This is a genomic window from Sediminicola sp. YIK13 (assembly GCF_001430825.1).
In the GTDB taxonomy this organism is placed as follows: domain Bacteria; phylum Bacteroidota; class Bacteroidia; order Flavobacteriales; family Flavobacteriaceae; genus Sediminicola.
In genome coordinates, this window is sequence record NZ_CP010535.1 from 1,787,683 (window position 1) to 1,811,659 (window position 23,977).

Consider the following 23,977-nt stretch of genomic DNA (forward strand, 5'->3'; position numbering starts at 1 on the left):
GACTTAAGTCATGTTATCATCAGATTTATAAAAATATAACACTTCCCCTCTTTCCCAATTAATTTTAGAGAGTCCAAAATCTAGTTGCAAAACTGTTATCTTTGTCGACTAAATTATTGAGCATGAAACTAGAGTTGATCCCTCAGATAAAACACACCAATAGCAACAACTTTTTTCTTCTTTGTGGCCCTTGTGCCATTGAAGGGGAAGACATGGCAATGCGGATTGCAGAAAAAGTAGTATCCATTACCGATAAATTACAAATTCCGTATGTGTTTAAAGGTAGTTTCAAGAAGGCCAACCGCAGTAGGGTTGATAGCTTTACGGGTATTGGTGATGAAAAGGCATTAAAGATCCTTCGTAAAGTATCGGAAACCTTTCACGTGCCCACAGTGACGGATATCCATGAGATATCTGATGCCGCTATGGCTGCCGAGTATGTGGATGTACTGCAAATTCCTGCTTTTTTGGTACGGCAAACCGATTTGGTGGTTGCTGCTGCCGAGACAGGCAAAGTAGTAAACCTCAAAAAAGGTCAGTTTATGAGTCCGGAAAGCATGAAGCATGCGGTGATGAAAGTAGAGGAATCCAATAACGAACAGGTGATGGTCACAGACCGGGGCACCATGTTCGGGTACCAGGATATGATCGTAGATTTTAGGGGCATCCCAACCATGAAGCAATACGCGCCCGTGGTCTTGGACGTTACCCACTCCTTACAGCAACCCAACCAATCTTCCGGGGTTACGGGAGGAAGGCCAGATATGATAGAGACCATTGCCAGGGCGGGCATCGTTACCGGTGCGGATGGTATTTTCATGGAAACCCATTTTGACCCGGCCAATGCCAAAAGTGATGGGGCCAATATGTTGCATTTGGACCATTTGGAAAAATTATTGACGAATTTAGTGGCAATACGTAAAACCGTCAACAGCTTAAAATAAGAAGCATACACCCATAATTCATAAAAAAGGCCAATGCGGATGCATTGGCCTTTTTCTATTAAAAGATGTTCTTATTGTTTATTCCTTCCCGTCCACGAAATCCTGTAAATAGGAATAGCGTTCCGTCAGTTTACCATTTTGGGTCATTCTAGCGCGTAATAGCACCCCATCTTCATCATCATTGAAAAAGGCTGGGATCACATTTTTTAAAAAAGCTTCCCCAAAACCAACGCTGGCATCCCTTGGGAGTTCACAGGGAAGGTTATCCACCGCCATAACGGCAATGGCCTTTTCATTTTTAAAGTCGACCTCTGTTTCCGTTATCGGGTCATATCCGTAGATAGGATCTGCAATGGTAGAGGGTTTTATGGTGGTAGCCACGGGTCCGTCTATATCGCAACTGACATCGGCCACCACTTTAATTTTAAAGCTTGGGTCTTTGGCATCTTCGCGGGTGTATAGATAAGGCGCCCCATCCCCGTAAAAGTGTCCGGCTATATAAAAATCGGTCACCCTGGCAAAGCGCATAAAATTACTTTTGTACGCTTCTGGGTGGGCAAAAAAGTCGGCTTTGTTTCCCCTTACCCCGTCCTTGCGTTTGTTGTAATCGGAGGCATCGATCTGGCAATACACCGGTTCTTCGAACTCCTCTTCCAAATAGTCTTCAACGCCTACCTTTTTAAGGCCCATGGCATCCAACATTTCTTTGGCTCCATTGCCTACCCTTCCCCTACCGGTAAGCAATATTTTGATATTGGGAAGACTGATATTTTGTAGTTCTGCGATCAGGGCTTTCTGGTCCTCCAAATCTTCTGCCTTTGGCAGGTTGAAAAGGTCAAATTTTAGGCCGTAGGCCCTTATGCCGTTATAGGCACCCACTATGCCGGCATAGCGCCCGAAAGCTACCAGGCGTTGGCCCTTGGCATTGGTGATGACCTCGTGATCGAAAAGCTCAATGTTTTTATCTAAGATAGCCTGTAACAAATCCCTATTATAGGGTTGTTTTTTAATGGTATGGGAGAAGAAAAAATATTTTTTATTGGGAATCAGGTCTTCCATAGGCACCTCTTTCACCCCTAGGAGCACATCGCATTCCTCCATTTTTGAAGCTACCTCGAACCCTTTTGTGGCGTATTCTTCGTCCTTGAAGATCCTAATGGGCGATGGTTCAACTATAATTGTCGCCTTGGGGTAAGTACTTCTTAATTTTATGCAGGCCTCTGGTGAAAGTACCACTCTCCTATCGGGAGGGGTCTTGCGTTCCCTGATGATTCCAAATTTCATAGAAAATTACTATTTATAACTTTAGGAAGATGTTCGGTGGTAAATGTAACATATGACATGTTGACAAGCAAAACTTTTTTTGGAATACTTTTTGAAGTACCTTTGGCGACCGCGTTAGGGATAGAAGCGGTATCTTTTTTGATTTTCTCTCGACTGCGCTCGAGATGACATCAAAAAAATATAGCGGATAGCCCGACCCTTTAAAGGGGAACGCCCAAAAGAAGTTCATTGATACATATAATACTGGAACCCTGTTCCAACTATTATGGGGCCGACTGGTTTTGACAGCGAGACCAATTGGAATGTAAGCATGCCGAGCGCTGGGCTACAGCTCGTAAAACTCATTTTCCACACTTTTTAATTGGCGAAAATAATTACGCTCTTGCCGCTTAATCCGAATCATAGTAGGATTTAGCCTCGTCCCTACAAGGTAGGGAAGCGAGATGTTTCTGGGAAGCCCTTGTTGACGGCGTCCCTTTCAGAAGCACCATCAAAGTCAACACAAGGGTAGTGAAGCTTCGGCACTATCACCAAAACTTAAGAAGATAAGTGTGTATTAGGCTGTTTTTGGTCAGGTGCACATCGAAAATCAATCAAAAACTACGCATGTAGAAAGCATTGTAATTGCTTGTTTGGACGAGGGTTCGAATCCCTCCGGCTCCACAATTAAAAGCCATAACTAATTCATTTTAAATTTGTTATGGCTTTTTTATTTATTTTTTAGTCAGCTATTAGACATATTTTTTAATTTCCTTTATTTTGGATAAATTAAACTACATTAAGACTAATTGAAATGGGTAAATTATTAAAAGTCAAAACTTTTTTGATATAAGAACTAAAAAAGTACCCCCCACCCCAAAAATAAATTCGATTTTCTTTTTATATTAAGAGGCCTAGCTAATAATAGGACCTTATTCAAAAAATAAAAGACAGTTATTAAAATCTCAAAATAATCATAATTAATTGATTTTAAGATACATGAATTATATATTAAAAAAAATATTAACATGAAATCATGTAGAATATTACAATTTTTAACATGACAGGTTTGTTACCGAAATCTATCTAACTTTTAGGCTCATTTAATTTTAGAAATCGCCGTCCTGTAAAAAATTGTTTTAAAAGGCCTTTAATAGGAAACATTGTATTCCGCTAGTTTTTTCCATTGAGTTTGTTATTCAGTTTTATTGTCGCGAAGGCTCGTTTAAATTTGCTTGAACTTGCGTTTGCTTATTCATACACTGACATAAATTTAGCATCATTCTTTACCGCGTTGAAAAAAGCAATTTTCAAAAATTTCTTTTCGGAATATTTGTCCTCTTCATAGTCTTCAATATGGTCATTTACTATTTCTAAATAGGATAAACCGTGTCCTCTTTTTTTATTCCTCTCAAATCTAGATGCTAATTCTCTTAACCAACTTTGAGACTTTGATTTTATATAATCGTTATAACGGATATCAATGGCAAATAACCAATTCCAAGTTTGGATTCTTGAAACGTCGCCAGCGAATGAAATAGATAGTTTGTCTAAATTCACTTTTTTAGTAACTACATCTATATCTACAATAAAAGTGTAAGAACATTCTATGCTATGTACATTTGTTGAAAAAGGATAAAAAGCAATCCTATCATTTTCTATTGGGTCTTTTGCCTTTTTTCTGTCTCGATTACATTTATTACAGATTGGCACTAAATTCGTAAAATTAACACTCGCAAATGGGTAATGAGATTTTGGTAAATAATGGTCATAATCTTCTCTACAGATACTTCCTTCTGACTCTATATCTATCAAACCACAGCAAGGGCAAGTATCAAAATCATTGTCAGGATATTTTACAAGCTCATTGTAATACTCCATTTTATCTCCTGCAACTTTTCCTTGTTCAAGTAGTTTTTCATAACACCATTTAAAAAGAGGCTTTATGTCATTCTCAACTACATCTGGCAAGGCTGATAAATAAACCGGACTTACTCCATTACAAAGTGCTTCAATATCATTATTTACTTTGAAAGCTTCTTTAACTAGTTCCTTAACCTGAGGTGTGAAACCTTTGAAAATTTCATAAATGCGTTCGACTTCATCCTTTAATGTCTTTTTTACTTTTGGTTTGGACTTGTACGAATAGTTATAAATATCCTTAAATGCTTGTTCTAATTTATCATCACAGCTGTCATTATTGGCTGTGCACCAAACATCACATACGACTTTCTCTAACAGCGTGTGTAGAGTGAAAATATCGTGTTTTATTGGTGTGTAAAGCCGTAACATTAACCTTTCAATTCTAAACGATTCAACTTTGCTAAGACTAAGTCCTTTTCAATGGATGGACCTAAAACTCTTAATTTCTTCTTTAATTCATTTTTGTCTGTTTCTGTTTTGATACTGTCAAATTGTATTTTTAGCAATTCTTCGTTTGACCAGTCTCCAATAGATTGATTGTAATCAAATAATTCATCTAGTATTGTTTCTACTGAAGTTCCGAACGTGTTAAATTCTAACTCCTTTGCACTTTTTGCCTCAACCAATTCTGTTACTTTATGCCTGTCAAAGAAAATAACATTATTAGGCATACAGTCTGAAATTATAAAAGGAGAGTGAGACGTAAGAATTACATCTTTTAATAAATGAACATTAATATCTCCATTAGGTAAATTCTTTAATCTACCGGCATAAATACTATCATTCAAAATTTTAATAAACTTGGCTCGCCAAGAAGGATTAAAATGTGTTTCTGGTTCATCTAAAAGTAATAGCGTTCTACGCTCTTTCAGCATTAAGCAAATACCAATTGTGTGTAAAAATTGCTGTTCACCATCTGAAAACTCTCTTAGCAATAATGCTTTAGGCTCTTTTTTACCTTTTATTTTTTTTAGGATTTTATAATCTAGAAAATGAAATACAGTATCTAATGGAGCGGCGACAGGCAATTTACTTTTGGTGTAAAATCCTTGCGAGCTATATACCTCCTCTTTAATGTTTTCAGGAACGATATTTGAGTTAAGTTCGTATAATACTTGAAAAAATCGAAAGAGCTCAAAAGAGGTGCTAAAATGCCTTTTAAAAGCTGTTTTTGTAGCTTCATCAACATAAAAGTCTAAACTTAATACAGAATATGTTTCATCACCAGTATTTATTACATCATTCTTCTTTTCATGCCAAGAAGTTGTGCATTTTTTTAGTCTTTCGATAATATCCTCTACATGTTCTAACAATGGTTTTATATCAGTAGTTTCTAGCAATTTGTTATTGAAATGCAACGTGAAACTTTGCAATTTTAAGATACCCAATTCCTTTTTTAACGGCTTTAGTGTCTTTTCATCTTCAAACAACAAAGCAGCTAACAACACCGCTTGACTCATGCCTTCATCGATATAAATTAAGCTGGACTCAGGTTCATCAAAAATTATATTCTCTTTAAAATCTTCACAATATTTATCGAAATTGATTAATCGGTTTTTAATGAAAGGCAAACTCAACGTTTCATTTTCTCCCGAAGAATAGGCAACTACCAAGTCTGGAAGGTAATTCTTTGCTTCGGCAGCTTCTTCGTTATATTCTGAAGAGAGCATAGGAATTTCCTTTTTTTCTACGGTATCATCATATGGATATTCTTGAATAAATAGTTTCGGTTCGTTGTCTTTTGCTTTGTTATGATGATTTGTTTTATTAATAGTGACTTTATAAAAATTAGTTAGGGTGTAAGAATCACCATTGTTTTTACCAATTAAATATTGCAGCGTATAGGCATCTGGCGTGCTAATATGCCGTTTAAAATGTTTGTCAAAATTTTGGGGACGAAACTTAGATACACAAAACTCTAAATGATAAAAAATAGAGGCTAATGCTTCTAATACATTCGATTTTCCACTACCATTGAGACCTGCAAAGCAAAAGGGCTGAAAGGTATCCATAGAATCCATATCTTTATGAAAATCAATACTAAAGCCTTCGTGTAAGCTTCTAAACTCATCTTGTATGTGAAGTTTTAAAAGCTTCATACTAGTTTCATTTTTACTGCTGAATCTTTTACATCATACTCTTGTTCGATAGCTCCTTCTTTAAGCATTTGAAAAGCAACTTGTTTGGCTTGCTGGTATTGAGTTTGGTTTTCAAAATCCTGCGAGTCTAGCCTTTCTAATAAACGACTGGCATAAACTGTAGCAATATCTCTAATATCGTTCTCTTCTTTGTCTACATCTATAGCTGCTAATAATACATCTAGTTCTGCATCTACATTAAAATTTAATTGCCCACTAAATGCACGTTGCAATAGGCTATTATATAAATTTTCTAACTCAGTTTTAGACTGAATTAAGGTTTCTTTTTGTACTTGTATATTATGGTATATGGTTTCAAACTTATTTTGGAGTTCTATAGGGACGTCTTTCAATTTCAAATCTTTTATAATAGTTAGGTTTAGTCCAGCCATAATTGCTCCTTTTTCTTGAGCTTTCATTTGATAGCTTATATATGGGTTTGAATGAATAGAATATGCCAAATAATAAGGATTACACTTTTTTGGGTCTAATGAAATACAAGCCAAATGCTTTGTGTTTATTGCTGTAGGAATATCTTCAGGTATTACAGCCGAACGACCAACTGTTCCCATTATAGTTATAATGACATCTCTTGGAAAAACCGTGTATCTTTTTAAATCTTCGTACTTTTCATTAGTTATATACCTTTTTTCTTTCCATTGAAAAGTGTTTTTGACAGCATTGTCTATCCCTAAGACTGCAACCGGTCCGCTTTCTACAAATTCAGTATGTTTAAGATTACTCCCGAAAGGTCCAGTTCTCATAGAGTTTTTCTTATTCAATGCTAAGGATTTAATCTGAACATCTCCCCAAACATCAAATTGTTCATTTGCTTTTCCAAACATTCTCAAAAACTGAGAACTTAATAGCTCATCCAATAAAGTAATACTGTCTTCTCTTTTTTGTACTAATTCGCTCGCTTTGTCTAGTAGAGAAACTATTTTATTTTGGGCTTCTATTGGGAGAATAGGAATATCTAGCTTCTGAATATATTTCTTAGATATATGTTTTAATCCAGCCCCTTTGAACCCTCTTTCTAATAAATGTAGATTCCCAAAAAGGTAGTAATAGACAAACTTTGTATTAAAATTTTCGTCTCTAGCTATCGCAACAATACAATCTGTTGAAGTTGAAAATGGCTCGTTTGCATAATGCACACTTGCACTTCCACCTGTTCCAAAAATTAATGCTTCATCAAAAAATTGCTCTGTATTCACAAACTTTTTGAGAATTGAACTTGAAGTATAAAAAGGAAACCTACCTTCATCAAGTCCATCACCTGCCTTTATTTTGGATTTGGGCCCAAACCAAAAGATATCATCGAATTTTTTTGTGTTCATCCTATCAAGTCATTTAGTTCTTGCATATCTGCTAAAATTCCCTGTTCCATTTCCATTAATTTTACTAAAATGGCTTTTGGTGGGTCATATTTTTGCTCGGTATATTCATACTCTTTATATCGGTTGTAACTAAGGTCTAAATCGTTATCTTGTATTTCGGATAGTGGAACAAAAAAGTGATTTTTACGGTCTGGATATGTTGTTGTTTTTCTAGCGGCATATTCATTATTTACTATAGGTAGTGGATTTTCTTTTAGTTTTCTACGGTTGTCGTCTAAACTATACCCATCATTTTCTAAGGTATAAAACCAAACTTTATCAGTATGCCACGTTTTGCTATCTTCTTCTACCTTGGTAAATACCAAAATAGCCGTTTTTACACCAGTATAAGGCTTAAAAGCACCAGCAGGCAATGAAATAACGGCTTCTAACTGATTGTCTTTTAATAATATTTCTCTAGTTGCTTTCTGAGCTTTATTACCTCCAAATAAAACACCTTCAGGTATTATGACCGCAGCTTTACCACCAGCACGCAGCATTTTAGAAATTCGGGCCAAAAACAACAATTCAGTAGAACCTGTATCTACACCTAAATCTGGGTTAACATCTCCTTTGTCTAGCTTTCCTGTAAAAGGAGGATTAGCCAGTACGATATCGTAATTGCCACTTTCATTGTAATTCTTACTTAAAGTATCTTTATATTCAATATGAGGATTGTCTATCCCGTGCATCATTAGATTCATAAGGCCCAATCGTACCATAGTGGTATCTATATCAAAACCATAAAAACTATCGTTTAATATTTTTTTGTTTTTATCATCTAACACAGAAGAAATAGAGGCTCTTTCAAAACCATCTTCATCTGCTTGCAACAAGTCAGGTTCTTTTTTACGAACCAAGTCCGATAAAATATATTGGTAAGCACCTAATAAAAATCCACCAGTACCACAAGCTGGGTCTGCTATTTTGTGTCCTAGTTTGGGTTCGGTTAATTCTGCTAATAATTTAATTAAATGCCTTGGTGTACGGAATTGTCCATTTTTACCAGCAGTAGCAATTTCTTTTAAAAGCATTTCATAAACATCACCTTGTATGTCTTGAAATGACTGTTTGCCATCTTTGGAATCTTCTTCAATCTCAATAAAAATTTCATCTACTTTTTTAACGGCTTCTACAAGTAAAGATGGTTTTTGAATAATGAAAACAGCATTCTTCATATACTTCGTAAACGAAGAACTCTCGTCATTCAACTCTTTTATGTGCGGAAACACATTATTTCTAAAATGTACTAGCATTTGGTCTGCTGGCATAGATTTGAAGAAACTCCATTTTAATTCTTTTTTAGGCCTAGGAGTTAATGCTTCTTCTCGTTTTTTGTATAATGCTGTCTTATCTTCTTCAGATGCACCTGGTTTTGGTCGGTATAAACTCTCATCTATCCAGGGTGTGTATTCGCCATCAAATTTGGATTCGTAAGTTTCTCCGGTAAACTCTGCATCTCGTTCTCTTTTACTTTCAAGCTCATCTAGTCTTTTAATAAAAAGCAAGTAGGTGATTTGCTCAATAGCAGTAATTGGATTGGCAATACCACCACTCCAGAACGTATTCCAAAGACTGACTATTAAAGCTTTTAATTTAGGATTGTTTTGTAACATTATGCAGCTAATATTTTATTTGTTAATTGTAATATTTCGTTTATTTCTTTAGGCGAAAAAACACCTCTTATTCCTTCAGGATGAATCATAGTAAAAGGTGATTCTATCAAGTTTTTCTTTTCTAGGTTTCCTTTTTCTAAAATGTATTTCTTTAAGATATCTAAAAATTGAAGTTGTCTACTAGATAAATAATTATGTTCTCTAATAAAGTCACCAAATGCACTAGCCACACTTTCTGTAAATGTTTCTAATACTTCAAGACCCAAAATGTGCTTAATAAACTGTAAGAATTTTGCTTTTCTATTTTGATATACTCTTTGCAGTAGTCCAATGGTAATATGTGGGTTTTCTTCTTGTAATTCGTGAGCTAGTGTTTCCACTTCTTCTTCCGTTATCGCATTACCATCAATTATTTTTTGAAGTATTGGATTTGACTCGGTCAACTCTCTTATTTTTTCCTCTACCATTTCCTTGTAACGAGTAATACTTACTGCTTCATTTTGTGGTCCAAACTCTACCATTTCTTTGGCTACGAGTTCATCTTCAAAATTGAATTTAGAAGGGCCAGAAGTAGTATCTCTAGAATCAATATATCTAGCTAAGGGAGAAAGTTTGTCAATTAAATTATTAAAATCATTTTCTTTAATGTTGTTCCAGAATTGATTGCGTTGCGAATCTCTAATAAGCTCTTGTTGTTTTGCTACTATGTTTAATGATAGCGGTAAATCAGAAATACGTTCTATTAATGCATCTTTAAGCATATCGTACTTTTCTGTTTCATTTTGCATTTTTGCCAAAGAAACTTCTAAAATGTCTTTTTCAAAACGCATAGCTTTATAGTCTACTCCAGAAATTGTTCGCATTAAAGGAAGAATTTCAGCTTTTAAGAAGTCTATTTTATTAGAATTTATAACCTCCCAAAAATCAGGATTGTTAACTTCTGCAACCGCTTTACTATTGTCTTTTATAACGACAGAATTTTTAGGCAACAATGCTATTAGCTTTTGAAGTCTTTTACATTCTTCTATAATGGTTTCTTGAATACTAGCTTCAAACACAAATTCTAGCTTTTCTAATCGTAAACCAAATAGTTTTACAGGAATAGGAATAGCCTGTTTCAATTCTTTACCTTTTGGCTTTAATTTGAAGTATTCGAAATTATCCCAACAATCTAAAATTAAGAAAACGTCTTTTTCCGTACACCAAGATTTCATTTGTGTAGGTTCTAGCAAACGAGTTCCTCTACCTATCATTTGCCAAAATTTAGTGTAAGAATAAACAGGTTTTGCAAAAACTAAGTTTACCAATTCTCTAATATCAATACCAGTATCTAACATATCGACACTGATAGCAACTCTTGGAAAATCTTTGTTTTTAAACTGGTCAAGTAAACCGCCTTTTCCGTGAACTCTAGAGTCCTCAGAAACCATTACTTTGGCTAATTCGCCATTGTATTGTGGATAGAGTTGGTCAAATATTTCTTCAATACGTCTTGCGTGTGCAATATTGGCACAGAAAAAGATTGTTTTCCCAGGTAATACACCGTTGATATCTTTTATGGATTCCTCCATAAATTCCTTTACTATAAGTGTATTTGTTCCTTTATTTATGACTTTCTTTTCTAGTTCTACGCCTTCAAAGTTGATTTCGGCAATCTCCTTTCCTTCAAGGATTAATTTCTTTTGGTCTTCTAATGAAACAGTTCTTTTGCTAATTCCATCCGTTTGAAATTTGGTTTTAATTTTCATTACCTGAAAATTGCACAAATACGGAGGGATATTATTTACAGCTTCTTCATAGGTATAAGCAAAAGACGGTAAACCATCTTCACAATTAAATATTTTAAAGGTGTTGTGGTCAATTACATCTGTTGGTGTAGCTGTTAAGCCAATGGTAATGGTGTTGAAATAATCTAATACTTCTTTATAGGTATTATAAATGCTTCGGTGACTTTCGTCTACCACTATTAAATCAAAAAAGTGAGGTGATAAAGTTTCTTTTTCTTCACGAACAATATTCAGCATTGTTGGATAAGTAGAGATATAAATTCGTCTATCCTTTGCTATACTTTTTTCTCCTTGTTTAGGCCATCTAGGTTCGTTAGGTAAATGTTCTTTAAAAGCCTCTAGTGCTTGGTCTCTTAATGCAATCCTATCAACTAAAAATAATGCTTTTTCCGCCCAACCAGCTCTCATCAGTGCTTCAACTAAAGCAATGGTAGTTCTTGTTTTACCTGTGCCAGTTGCCATTACAATTAAAAACGTACGTCTTTTTTGTTCGAGACCATCCATTACCGAACGAATAGCCCTTATTTGGTAATCTCTACCTGCAACTTTGGTATTTATAAGTTCACTTGTAAGTGGCTTTTTTACTTCTCTTATGTATTGGTATCGCTCTAAATCCTCTCTATTTGGGTAACCAATTACTTTTCTTGGTGGGGCATTTTCTAAATCCCAAAAGAATATATCGTGTCCATTAGTGTAAAAACAAAACGGTAAAATATCATTGGTTTGTTTTTGAATATTATAACAATATTGTTTTGCTTGTTCACGTCCAGTATTTGCGTCCTTAATACTTTTCTTAGCTTCAACAACAGCTAATGGTTTTCCGTTTTTACCTAACAAAACATAATCAGAGAATTGATTGTTCAGATTTTTCCCAGTTGGTTCTTTCGCTTGGTTTCCCGCTATTAAATCAACAACATATTCTTCCACAACCTGAGTATGGTCATTAACATCCCATCCAGCTTCTTTTAAGTGGATATCTATTAGTTCTTTTCTGGTTGTTGATTCGTTCAATTTTATTCCTTAATTTAAAATGATTTATTCTTTAACGTCCTACCATATAGTTTACACAATATTGGGATTTGTGCATGTTTTATAAAATTCTCTATCTATTCGGCCTTTTTATTCGTTACCGAATTTCTTTATTGCCTTTTTAATTCGTCCAAAGTTCTTCCGTTTTTGTCTTTCCATTCAATCCATCCATTTGAACGTCTAGCTAAAACCGCTGCCGCTGCAGAACTTACAGAATCGAAAATATAATCAGATTGAAAAACTAACATTCCATTTTCTTCCATCAATACTTTTGAGTCCAAAAGTTTATTTCTCATGTTAGTAACCCATGGGCCAGCGGATGGTGTTAACTGTAAAGTGCATTTTCCACCTTTATAAACCAAGAAGCCATCATCTATCATTTCTCCAACAGCAGAAGCATCTTTTCCTTTACAATAAAATAATTCTTTAATGTTTTTACTTTGCCTTTTTTCTTCAAATATCGGATAACCTAGGGTTGCCAATAATATTTTAGCAGTTTCAAAATTATCCAGTAAATCGTATTCCCTACTTTCAGGTAAGGATGGTTTTTTAGATCCCGTATCATTATCAGTTTCATAGCGGCCAATAATATTCGCTTTATCTAAACAGTAGTGTTCTAAGTATTTGGCTTCTGTTTTGGTATATTCATTGGTTTTTGTTGCGATGATGACACAATGAGTCCAAAAATCTTTATTTCGATTATGAGATTGTATTCGTTTAAAGCATTCCTCCCCCTCTCCAATATAGACTAACGGTTTTGCTCCATCTTCAGTAGTGCCAAATAAGAAATATACTCCTGTAAAATGTACGATTTCACGTTTCGCAACTTCTTGTAGTTTGTTTCTAGGGAATAAAACGGCCTTTACCAGTCGGTTGGTAATTTCTGCTTCTTTTATACTTGTGGGGGAGCCGTCCGGTAAAAATATTTGAATAGTTTGTGGTCTAATCATGAATAACAATTACTACTTAGGAGGGGGAGTTAGTTTTAAGGTAGCAAAATAACCAATTCAAAGACAGTAAAAAACAAACTTCCATTAATTGTAGAAAAAAAATTATAGTTATTAATCCCACTAATAAAAACTACTTAAACACGAATGTCAAAATTTAGAAGCATCATTTCAAAACCTTCCACATTAGGGTAAAATAAGTAACTTCTCCTGTAGGCTATTAGAACACTCCCCCCAATCCTATATTATTTTTATTCGGCTAACATTATTTTTCAAAAGTCATAAAACCTTCCACATTAGGGTAAAGGAAGTAACTACTCCTGTAGAGTACTAGCATACTCCCACCAATACTCTACTTTTAGTTTAGGTTTTAAACCTGTTAGACATTCCAATGCATGTTCCATTTCAGACTCAAGGAGTAATAAATTGGATTCTGTGGTAATTAGTGAATCATGTATACTGAACAATGGCATTTCTTCATATTCTTCTGCAATATAGGAAGCTACATCATCCAGCAAACAATACGCCTCAACATGAGAAAGCAATCTAAATACCTGTATTCCATTTTCATCCAAACATTTTAAAACTTCTCCTATACATGGAAATATTTTTTTAAACTCCACAACTTCTGTTTTCCTTGATTTTACACTACCATTGAATACTTCTAAAACAACCTCTTTCATCAAATCCCTTTCTGTATCATAATATTTATGAATTTTAGGGGCTCCATACTGACCATTCGGCCAAACCATTCTAAACGGTTTATGATTTTGATAGACTATTGGAATATATCTTACCAATTCCTGATACAAATCATTATTTAAAACCATATCAGTAAACAAGCGGACATTTTCGGCACATATATCCAAATCAAACATTCTATAAAGAACCTCTTCCTGAACAATTTCTAATACCCCTAAATCTTTCAAATAATTTACATCACGTTTTATAATTCCATTTAAAATAGCTGCCAAGAAATAGGGCTGAGAAGTTCTAATATCTACCGCCCCCAAAAGGAATCCATTATAGCGTATATACTTTCTCAACATTCTATTAGTTCTTGTTAATGTCGTATGAAGCCTGTTATCTGTATCAGTTTTTACAGAATAGTTCCATTCTTTATTTTCCCATTCCAATAATAATTGTGAAGCAGAACGATACCTGTTAAAATCTTTCTCCATGTACATTGAAATTTCTTGACAAGCCCCGATTGAATCAATTGATAAGTTGTCATTAAAACTAGCAACCAGATGCGGCCTTCGCTCTAAGACATAATCCATCCTCTCCTCTTGAGATTGAGTAAGTCCACTGTCTTTGAATTTATTAGAGAGGTATTTATACTCAATAGTATACCTTATCAATTCCATTTGGAGGTAAAGGTCACTTAAACTATAAGTATTACAGGTTTTTGAATCTGTACTATAGTTTTTAACTTTAATTATAAAACCATAGTGAATTAGGAATTGTAAATAATGAGAATATTTATAGCTAATCTGCCTTAATTTTATTGAAGACAATCTCGCAAAATCTTGATTATCTCCTTTTTCCCGATAATAGGTAGGGGTGCTAATTATTAAGCTAATGAAGTAAGCCGCAACATCTATTTTTAAATTATTCATGTTGACTCTATTATCAATAGCGATAGCTTCTTCTAAATCTCTGATTAAATACTTTGGAACCAAAATCGTTTTCATAGAGAGTCTTAGTTAAGCCTTACAATAGCAGATTCAACTTCCTCTCTTTTGTAATAAACTCTATTCCCTATACCATATGAGGTCAATGTTCCTTTCTTTGTCCAATGATAAAGAGTGCTAAGGTCGATCTGGAGCAATTTGGCTACATCTGCTCGACTTAACAATTCAATTTGATCAGACTTCGATAAATCCTTTTTAAATTCTTCTAACTGCTTCTGAACACCTTTTAAAATTTCCTCTTGAAGCTCTTGAGGAGTAATACTAATCAACTGTACTGATCTCATGGTCTGTTTTTTAAAGTTAAACTCAGACGCAATTTTGATTTATAGTAGTACCCTTACCAGTACAGTTCAGTACCAATTAGTAACTGAATAAAATGTGATTAATTTTTGGAGTGTAATTCTTTTAGACTATTGTATTCAAATAGTCTTCCTTTTGCACTAATCTTATGAAGAGATTTTAATTTCCCAATTATGTGATCGACATAATCATTATCATAAAGAAAATTAATGAACTCTGATTCACCTATGTAATCAAATATTAATTTATCCTCTTTAAGTTTACGATAAACATATGCGATGTCCGAATCGGTATTTTTGATTTCAATCCAAGAAGAAAAAATTTGAAACCCAAAATCCCTAAATATTCGGGCAATTTCACTTGATTTACTCTTTTTTTGAGCTTCCTGAGTATTTTCATAGGTAAAAGCTTCCGGACAGATTTCGGCATATTCCTTTTTAAAATGTTTAATTGTGTCAGAATAACTATCTATGTAAGCCTTAACTACTAATTGTACTTCTGGCCTAGTCTTGATTTTGCTTAACCGGTTTTGACACATTCTTAGGTTATACACTACGATTTTTACAATAAACTTAATTTTATAATCAGTATTCGAGTTAAGGACTTTAGATTTTATATCAGTTCTAAACCTCTTCGCCATAATCGATATAATATTCACAATATCTTCTCTAGAACTGTCATATTCTAAGCGCTTAAAATCCCTTAATAGATAGATAAAAGACGAGTTATCATTACGTTTGACATTTGCTCTATTTTTTTTCATCTTCTCTCCAAATCTTGGCTAATTGTAAACTATAATCTATTGGCTTCTTTCCAATATATTCTAAAAACTGCCTTTCCGTACTATGTGCGGTTATATTCATTAAAATAGGTGTCGGGTATTTTGGATTACCATAAAAATTAGTTGCAAACGACCGCCTGCAAATGTGGGAGGAAACTAGTTTATGTTTCTCGTACAATCCTTTTTTTGTTCTCGCCGTTTCTATATCATATAGATTCCCTTCTACTAATTCGTTAATTAATGCTTTTTCGCACAAAGTTTTTAAATAACGATTAAAGAATGTTTTACTGCTTTCTAAGCTATGGGTAAATAACGGCGGGAATTGTCCTTTTCTTGTATTCAAAATAGCTTTAACCTCGGAATGTATAGGAATTTGAACAAGCTTACCAGTTTTCTTCTGATTTAATACTATAAAATCAAAGTCTTGGATATTCTGAATCATATTTGCGCACATCCTTAATAAATCAGACACCCTTTGTCCGGTATAACATCCAATTATTAACCAATCTCTAGTTATCTTATACTTATCTTCATCTAACTCAATCTTTTTTATCTTTTCTAAGTCGTTAAATGATAGTGTTACCGTTGGAGACTCTTTAGTAAATCCCATAAAAAAAGGTAACTGCTTACTCACAGTTATTTCATTTTTATCAGCGTCAATACAAATAGTTTTAACAAACTTCAAATACCTGCCAATTGTATTCATAGATAACCTGTCAACCTCAGATAAATAATCAATAAATTTCTCCCTAAAAATTAAGTCTACCTCTTTCACAAGGTGCTTTTTCCCCAAGTAGTTTTCAAAATCATTTAACTTATTTACAATAGTATAATACTTTTTAACTGTGGCTACAGATTTTTGACTACTTCTTAACTTATTCAAAAAGTATTTGCAATATTCTGCCAAAAATTCTTTTGAATCCTCCTCCTTGTGTCCATGAAATTCATTTATTGTAGACTCCAACCAATCCCCATCCATAGCCTTTAAAGAAATTTCTGCTTTATTTATTTCTTCGTAAATAAAAGTTTCTAATTCCCTGAGTTTAATACTTAGATTTTTATTCTTAACATCATTCTGTTTTGGGTAACCGGTGGCCGAACTCCAACTACTTGGACTTATAAAAACCCCCGTCTTTCGTTTGATAGTCTTATTTTTACCTAACGAAAGTCTAGCATAAATTGGAGCATTCGCAGAAGTACTTTGAAGCAAATATTTAATTGTAGCCATTGTATAATATTAAACTACAAAACTAATTAAATATTATAAACTAGTCATTTATTAGTCAGCAAATAAGCATTATTATACAATGCAATACTATTCAATTCAACTCCCCAACAAACTGATAAAAGCAAATAAAGCCTTTATTAAGGCACAAAAACCTATATTTACTTATCTCTCAATAATATCATGACTGAATAGTTCTAGACCCTCCGGCTCCACGACACTCAAAAATACGCAGCAGACTAAAGGCATGAAAAAATGCCAAGCTTGCTTGAGTATTTTTGAAAACTTTTAGGATGCCCGTTGTGTTAACAACGGGTATTTTTATTTGCAACATTGCGAGAATTAGGGATATGTAATCCTCCGGCTCCACTTCAAAAAACCACCTACGGGTGGTTTTTTTACTCATAATTTTTTATGTTGATTTTATCGGTATTGGTGAACCTTCTGACGTCGGTTTCGTTGCGCCTCCGGGATTCGAAGGCCAACGCTACAGCTCGCTCCTTAGCTAAAATGGTCCACCGGACCATTTCTTGACGCACGGCCGTCTCCGGCTCCACAACACTCAAAATTCAAAATACCTTTACGGGTGGTTTTTTTCGTTTAGTTCATGGCATATTAATGTTCTTTAAAGGTATTCATGAACCTCCTCTTGTCGGTTTCGCCTACCGGATTCGAAGGCCAACGCTACAGCTCGCTCCGGAGCCTGTCCTGAGCGGAGTCGATGGGCTAAAATGGTCCACCGGACCATTTCTTGACGCACGGCCGTCTCCGGCTCCACGACACTCAATATTCAAAATATGTTTACGGGCGGTTTTTTTCGTTTAGTTCATGGCGTGTTATTGTTCTTTAATGGTATTCATGAACCTCCTCTTGTAGGTTTCGCCTACCGGATTCGAAGGCCAGCGCTACAGCTCGCTCCGGAGCCTGTCCTGAGCGCAGTTATATGGGCTAAAATGGTCTACTATGCTTTCTGCCCTAAATGAGTGTAACGAAAGAATTTTAATCTTATATATAATCTTCACAAATTAATTTTGCCATATTAAACTACGGCTGGTACTCCAGAATTGGACTAGGAATCATTAGGACTATTTTTGAGATGGTTTAAAAATTTTGACTATAGAGATAATTGGTAAGTACATAAATGTGTAACTTGTCCCGATTTTGAATGCAAGAGCTTTTTTCGCATCACCATCAAACAAAGAATCAATATCATCTAAAGTCAGTTCCCCTACTGAAAGGAATGGAGTTACTGCAGCTTTTCATTTATACTTTCAATTGAGTAAAATAAAATATAAAATAGAGCGTGCAAAGTGTTGCAAGACCATTTTTACTGATCTTTTCGACACCTTAATACACCGAAACGTACACCCTAAATACACGCTGAGGCTTTGGGGGAAATTTATAATACGTGAACTTGGGCTCTCTATTGACGTGGATGAGCTTTTTTCCATTCGGGAAGAGGCACTTACCTATTTGAGCAAAAACCAAAAGTTACGGTCTGTTGAAGTCGATTATGACAAAGTCATCATGGAGACTTATCGGAGATTGGCCAACTCTAATAAACTCATCGATATAAGCTATGACAGTTTTGAAAGGGCATTTCATATAGCGGACTATCATGCAGAAATATCAGTGCAATTCAAAAACGAAACCCTCATTGCAGACCTTATTAATTTTAAAGAAAACGGATATATAATCTATTTGATATCCGACTTCTATCTCCCTAAAAATATAATTTTCCAAATTTTAGAATTCCATGGAATATCCCAACTTTTTGAGGATATATTCGTTTCCTGTTCACTTGGCTTGAGCAAGGAAAATGGAAATATCTATCCTTATGTTCTTGAGAAGACCTCTACCGATCCTAAGATGGTAATTATGATGGGTGACAACACAAAAAGTGATGTTGACAATGCGGAAAGGCATGAAATAGCAGCCATTAAATTAAGACATACCTCCCATAAAATGCGTAACCTACGTAATCTTTTTGGAGACGATGCCTACAATTTTGACAAGGCATGCAAAAATATAGAGTTGGAATGCCAGAATAGCCAATTCCCCCTCAGTGAATATATTTTACATTTTTATTTCTTTACGGAAAGGCTCTACATCAGGGCGAAAAAAACTGGTATTAAAAATCTTTTCTTTCTTTCTCGAGAGGGTTTTTATCTAAAGCGACTTTTTGATACCTACCAGGAAATGAACAATTTCTCTGGCATATCCAAAATCAACACCCATTACTTAAAAATCTCTAGGCATTCTGCCTTGCAGATGTCGCTAAAGCCATTACATGAAGAAGATTTTAGCACATTCAAAGGAGACTTAAGGAAAATATCAGCCATCCAATTTTTAGACGGACTTGATTTTTCAGAGATGAGTAAAAAACAGATTTTAGAAGAACTCGGAGACACCTCCAAAGATGTATTCCCTGATTTTTTCCAATCCGAAGCTATGTCCCACTTAAGGGACAATACCACCTTCGCAGCCCATTACGAAAGCTATCGAATGTTGCAAAAAACAGCCTTCGATGCATATTTGAAAAGCTTTGCTGTCGATTTTGAAAAAGAAGGGATGCAATTGGTAGATGTCGGATGGGGCGGGACCATGCAAGAAAACCTATTCCGTTTTTTAGGTAAAACTATTCCCGTTTGCGGATATTATCTGGGACTGAAAGAGGTTTATGATATTCAGCCGGAAACAAAAAGATACGGCATGAATTTCTCCGTTTATCCAAGCCGCACCATTACCGATGAAGTACTTATGGCCAACGGGCAGTTGTACGAGCAATTATTGGGCGCACCGCACGGAAGCACGGTGGGATATACCATGGACAATCCGGAGTCTTTTGCCCTAACTTTCCACGAAGAAAATGAAAAACAGGTTTTCGAGAATTTAGTGTCACCTGTTCAGGAATATATGATCAAACAATTCAAAAATCTGTTCGAGAATTTACGCCCTATTGATTACCCTCAAGATCTAGCTCAGCAGTACCTAACCGATATGGCTTTAAGTACGGGTATCTTCAGCAGTAAAAAGAACGTTGAATTTATTGACCAATTATCACAAGGATTCTATCAAAACGTTGGCCAGAATAAGGTGGGGCTCGCCTACGACCCAAAACAATTGAAACAGAACAAGCTGGCCCTATTGGCCCAGTTTATCAGATCTCCCGAAAAACTGTTCCGCTATTTGGTCAAAATTAAACCTTTTATGTATCGGAAAGGCCTCTATTGGCTCTCATGGCCCGTTAATCTGACCTATTATTACATTAGATTCAATTTTTGGTTCAGAAAAAAATGGATGAATAAAGGGCTTTTGAATTAGGAGCTTTTAGATAATCTAATCCTCCTCTGGGCGGGTAGGCCATATAAATTGTTTTGTATACTATACCTTCAATTGAAAGTTACAGTTTATAATTTTCACTTCTCCAACCGCACAATCCAATGGGCTAAAATGGTCCACCGGACCATTTCTTAACGCACGGACGTCCTTGGGGTAGAATATTTAATCATAAGCACTAGTATTTAATTTGATTGGGGTCCTTATCCCCCTTCTCTTTTTGGAACTTGCACATTATTAAACATGCTAATTCATTAAAACACTATATTATGTCCATACTCACCATTTTATTGAACATCTTTTTACCACCGTTAGCCGTGTTCCTAAAACATGGGGTAGGCACAACCTTACTTATTAGTATTATTTTGACTTTAATTGGATGGTTGCCAGGCGTCATACATGCTTTTATTGTAAACCAATAATAAATAAACCCCTATACCACTAAATCTTCTAGAACATTCCTCTTTAAAATATGAGAAGGGGAATTTTGCATTTTGAGCAAGAGTGGCAACCGGACACTCCTCTACACTTTCCCTCTGACCTAATAATTCCCTTCTGCAACATCCTTTTCAATTACAGCCATTGTAAAGAACACATGCTTTTGCAGAACTTTCACCACAGCTTGATTTCAGTAGCCCTGCTGGGGTAATGAGCCCCCAATTCCGGCTATTTAGCCCCTAGGTTTTTATAATGGCATCATATTGCAACTATTTATTTTCAGCCATAAAACGATTATTTTCGTGAAAGGTTTTGAAAATTCTATTCAGTTTACGGATAACCGTAATGAAGTGAGTTGAAGAACCAATATTTTTACCATATCAATACTTCGGTATTGGTCGAATATACAACAAGCCAAAGTGAATATTATTTATCCTTTGGATAAGAATTAGTTTTGGTTATAGGAGTGCCTTCTGGGGGGAAGGCACTTCCTTTTTTTATACCCCTATTCGCTATTAATCTACGCCTTTTTTCTACATTTGAAGAATGACAAAATCCCTTTTCTTACCCCTATGCTTGCTATTGTGCCTTGCTGCCACGAAGATGGCCACTGCCCAGAATCTGAAACAATCCCAATCTTACAACAGTAGTGATAGTGACTCTTTACAGCTCGCCGCTTTAAAAAGCACCATAAAAAGCCATGTCAAAAAAGCTGAATATGACAGTGTGGTCCTTTACAGTAAAAAAATGCTGCGGTTATCCGAAAAGATGACGGACAGTATCCTGATGGCCGAATCTTATTATTACCTGGGTTATTATTTACAGGCCCAATATAAGTCCGATGAAGCCTACGAATTTTACAACGAAGCCTTTAAAATTGATGTGCGCCTGGGAGATTATGAGTTGGCGGCGGAAATGCTCAATGCGATGGCAACTATCCAAAAAAGTTTGGGTGATTATATAGGTAGCCAGATCACTGCCGTTGAAGGTCTTGACTATCTTGAAAAAACAACAAATTACCGGGTAACTTCAGCACTTCAACATATCATATCGGTTTGCGCCAAAGAGATGGGTGATTATGGAGACGCCCTGCTTTGGAATAAAAAAGCGATCCAACTGGCGAATAACCATCCCGATCAGATTTCCAGTGCATTGTTGGTGGTCTACGAAAATACACGGGCCAATATCTTGGTAAAGTATAAAAGATACACAGAGGCCATTGCCTTATATACTTCCCTATTGGAAGCAGCGAACCCCACCAATGCAAGGGAAGGTGCACGGATAAAGGACAATCTGGCGTACACTTTCTGGCTTTCGGGACAAGAAAATGCAGATGCCGAACAAAAAATGCTGGATGCCCTAAAAGTTAGATTGGACCTCAAAGACCTGAGTGGCCTCGTATCCAGTTACATTCACCTCACACAATTTTATTTGGAATCTGATAAGGCCAAAGCCCTGTACTATTCTGAAAGTGCCTATGCGATAGCAAGAGAGAAAAACAACCCTATAGCCGCTATGGAAGCTTTGGATTATATCATAGGATTGAAACATGACCTGAATAAAAATACAACAGCTGAGGCCCTTGCCTATTCAGAAATTAGAAATGGGCTGGAAAAATCGAAACAAAAGATCAGACGCATTTATGCTTCCACAAAATACGACAATGACCAGCTCAGTGAGGATGTGCTTTTGCTCAAGGCCGTAACGGCAGAAAAAGAGAAACAAAATATCCTCTACTTGTCCAGTTTTATACTCGTTTTAATGGGCTCCTCCTTTCTGTTTTTTATCCTTAAAAGGAGGCATAGGATCGAAAAGATCCAAGAAAGCTATAAGACGGAAACCCGGATTTCAAAAAAGGTCCACGATGAACTGGCCAATGATGTCTACCAATTAATGGTTCAGATGGAGGATACGGAAAACAAGCCACACCTCTTGGACTCCATGGAACAGATCTACCTTCGTACCCGGGATATCTCCAAAGAAAACAACAGCATTCATACCGATATACGATATGCAGAGGAACTCACAACCATGCTCAGCAGCTATACCCCCGCAGCTACCAAAATCTATACACAAGGTCTGGAAGATATCCGCTGGCAGAAAATAGGCCATGAAAAAAAAGTGGCCCTGTACAGAATCCTCCAAGAGCTTATGACCAATATGAAAAAGCATAGCGAAGCGAGCTTGGTAGCCATAACCTTTAAAAAAACAGGAAAATACACCCTAGTTTCCTATACGGATAATGGCAAAGGCATTGCCATTGATGGTAAAAATTACGGAAATGGGCTCCAGAATGTGGAAAACCGTATTTCTGCAGTACAAGGAAGCTTTACATTTACCTCTGAGAGGGACAATGGTTTTAAAGCCGAAATTAAATTTCCCAATTAAAGCGAAGGGTATGTACGAGAAAGTATTGGTTGCAGAGGATATAGACAGCATTAGTATGGGGGTGGATACGATCCTTAAAAAATTAAGGATCAAAGAAATCCAACATACCTCCTATTGTGACGATGCCTACCTAAAAGCCAAAAGAGCGCAACAAGATGGCAGCCCTTATCAGCTTTTGATCAGTGACCTCTCCTTTAAACCGGATTATAGGGAGGCGAAACTTTCTTCCGGGCAGGAACTCATTGCCGCCCTGAAAAAGGAACAGCCCAATTTAAAAGTCATTGTTTACTCCATAGAAGACCACCCGCAGGTCATAAAATCACTCTGGAAAAGTGGACTCATCAACGGTTTTGTCGCCAAGGACCGCAAGGGGCTCGAAGAACTCAAAGCGGCCATCACCAACAGCTATAACAATGACGCCTATATATCGCCTCAATTGGCCATGTTGATCAATCAGAAAAATGTGATGTCCCTAGGGGATTTTGAAATTCAATTAATGACCAGTCTGGCCAATGGCCACACCCAGGATGAAATTGAAAGACACTTTAAGGCCAACGGGATCTCCCCGAGCAGCAAGAGCTCCATAGAAAAGCGTATTAAGGAACTGAAGGAAGATTTTCAGGCAAACACCACGGCACATTTGGTTTCCATACTCAAAGATCTAAGGCTCATATAACAAATTGGCTATGGCAGACCCCTATTTCATGTTTAAAATGAGAATTAGATGTAGCCACCTACTATCAAAATGAAGGTAAATACTTGATTTTTAACATTTAACATGCTGTT

Annotated in this window: 17 protein-coding genes and 1 other RNA gene; 6 read left to right on the forward strand and 12 right to left on the reverse strand. The window is 35.8% G+C overall.

Annotation, left to right across the window (positions count from 1 at the left end):
- Nucleotides 1-122: 122 nt before the first annotated feature.
- On the forward strand, nucleotides 123-944 hold the full coding sequence (gene kdsA / locus SB49_RS07935) for a 3-deoxy-8-phosphooctulonate synthase (protein WP_062055475.1): 822 nt from the start codon (nucleotides 123-125) through the stop codon (nucleotides 942-944).
- 78 nt (nucleotides 945-1,022) lie between these two features.
- Here the strand turns inward: kdsA and SB49_RS07940 are convergent, their stop codons facing one another.
- Entirely contained in the window at nucleotides 1,023-2,228 is a 1,206-nt protein-coding gene (locus SB49_RS07940; protein ID WP_062055477.1) for an NAD(P)-dependent oxidoreductase, read from the reverse strand.
- 267 nt (nucleotides 2,229-2,495) lie between these two features.
- Between SB49_RS07940 and ssrA the strand changes: the two genes are divergently transcribed.
- Nucleotides 2,496-2,894, forward strand: a transfer-messenger RNA (tmRNA) gene (gene ssrA, locus SB49_RS07945).
- A 564-nt stretch (nucleotides 2,895-3,458) separates the two neighbouring features.
- Here ssrA and SB49_RS07950 read toward each other — a convergent pair.
- From SB49_RS07950 to SB49_RS16025, 11 genes are all read right to left on the reverse strand, one after another.
- Nucleotides 3,459-4,499 (reverse strand): hypothetical protein, encoded by a 1,041-nt coding sequence (locus SB49_RS07950; protein ID WP_062055480.1) that lies wholly within the window; start codon nucleotides 4,497-4,499, stop codon nucleotides 3,459-3,461.
- Nucleotides 4,499-6,229: a restriction system-associated AAA family ATPase gene (locus SB49_RS07955; protein WP_062055482.1), complete on the reverse strand. Its 1,731-nt coding sequence runs from the start codon at nucleotides 6,227-6,229 to the stop codon at nucleotides 4,499-4,501. Before SB49_RS07955 ends, SB49_RS07950 begins: the two co-directional genes overlap by 1 nt.
- Nucleotides 6,226-7,608 carry a restriction endonuclease subunit S gene (locus SB49_RS07960; protein WP_062055485.1) on the reverse strand — a complete coding sequence of 461 codons (1,383 nt, stop codon included), beginning with the start codon at nucleotides 7,606-7,608 and terminating at the stop codon, nucleotides 6,226-6,228. The genes SB49_RS07955 and SB49_RS07960 overlap by 4 nt, the downstream gene beginning before the upstream one ends.
- Nucleotides 7,605-9,263, reverse strand: a complete 1,659-nt coding sequence (locus tag SB49_RS07965; RefSeq protein WP_062055487.1) for a type I restriction-modification system subunit M — start codon at nucleotides 9,261-9,263, stop codon at nucleotides 7,605-7,607. The genes SB49_RS07960 and SB49_RS07965 overlap by 4 nt, the downstream gene beginning before the upstream one ends.
- The gene (locus tag SB49_RS07970; RefSeq protein WP_062055489.1) at nucleotides 9,263-12,061 is read right to left on the reverse strand and encodes a type I restriction endonuclease subunit R; all 2,799 of its coding nucleotides are present in this window, start codon (nucleotides 12,059-12,061) and stop codon (nucleotides 9,263-9,265) included. Before SB49_RS07970 ends, SB49_RS07965 begins: the two co-directional genes overlap by 1 nt.
- Nucleotides 12,062-12,189: 128 nt before the next feature.
- Nucleotides 12,190-13,029, reverse strand: a complete 840-nt coding sequence (locus SB49_RS07975) for a GIY-YIG nuclease family protein (protein ID WP_082591090.1) — start codon at nucleotides 13,027-13,029, stop codon at nucleotides 12,190-12,192.
- Nucleotides 13,030-13,340: 311 nt separating this feature from the next.
- Entirely contained in the window at nucleotides 13,341-14,720 is a 1,380-nt protein-coding gene (locus tag SB49_RS07980; RefSeq protein WP_062055491.1) for a hypothetical protein, read from the reverse strand.
- 8 nt (nucleotides 14,721-14,728) lie between these two features.
- Nucleotides 14,729-15,004: a helix-turn-helix domain-containing protein gene (locus SB49_RS07985; RefSeq protein WP_062055494.1), complete on the reverse strand. Its 276-nt coding sequence runs from the start codon at nucleotides 15,002-15,004 to the stop codon at nucleotides 14,729-14,731.
- A gap of 98 nt (nucleotides 15,005-15,102) precedes the next feature.
- Nucleotides 15,103-15,783, reverse strand: coding sequence for a hypothetical protein (locus SB49_RS07990; RefSeq protein ID WP_062055495.1), 681 nt, complete (start codon nucleotides 15,781-15,783; stop codon nucleotides 15,103-15,105).
- The gene (locus tag SB49_RS07995; RefSeq protein ID WP_062055498.1) at nucleotides 15,770-17,029 is read right to left on the reverse strand and encodes a phage integrase SAM-like domain-containing protein; all 1,260 of its coding nucleotides are present in this window, start codon (nucleotides 17,027-17,029) and stop codon (nucleotides 15,770-15,772) included. Before SB49_RS07995 ends, SB49_RS07990 begins: the two co-directional genes overlap by 14 nt.
- 395 nt (nucleotides 17,030-17,424) lie before the next feature.
- Nucleotides 17,425-17,592, reverse strand: a complete 168-nt coding sequence (locus SB49_RS16025; RefSeq protein WP_235537713.1) for a RagB/SusD family nutrient uptake outer membrane protein — start codon at nucleotides 17,590-17,592, stop codon at nucleotides 17,425-17,427.
- Between the two features lie 709 nt (nucleotides 17,593-18,301).
- Between SB49_RS16025 and SB49_RS08000 the strand changes: the two genes are divergently transcribed.
- The 4 genes from SB49_RS08000 (at nucleotide 18,302) to SB49_RS08010 (ending at nucleotide 23,867) form a co-directional block, all read left to right on the forward strand.
- Nucleotides 18,302-20,350 (forward strand): HAD-IA family hydrolase, encoded by a 2,049-nt coding sequence (locus SB49_RS08000; protein ID WP_145758368.1) that lies wholly within the window; start codon nucleotides 18,302-18,304, stop codon nucleotides 20,348-20,350.
- 284 nt (nucleotides 20,351-20,634) lie between these two features.
- The gene (locus SB49_RS15875; protein WP_082591091.1) at nucleotides 20,635-20,787 is read left to right on the forward strand and encodes a YqaE/Pmp3 family membrane protein; all 153 of its coding nucleotides are present in this window, start codon (nucleotides 20,635-20,637) and stop codon (nucleotides 20,785-20,787) included.
- A 562-nt stretch (nucleotides 20,788-21,349) separates the two neighbouring features.
- On the forward strand, nucleotides 21,350-23,191 hold the full coding sequence (locus SB49_RS08005) for a tetratricopeptide repeat-containing sensor histidine kinase (RefSeq protein WP_145758369.1): 1,842 nt from the start codon (nucleotides 21,350-21,352) through the stop codon (nucleotides 23,189-23,191).
- Nucleotides 23,192-23,201: 10 nt separating this feature from the next.
- Entirely contained in the window at nucleotides 23,202-23,867 is a 666-nt protein-coding gene (locus tag SB49_RS08010) for a response regulator (RefSeq protein WP_062059004.1), read from the forward strand.
- Nucleotides 23,868-23,977: the final 110 nt, after the last annotated feature.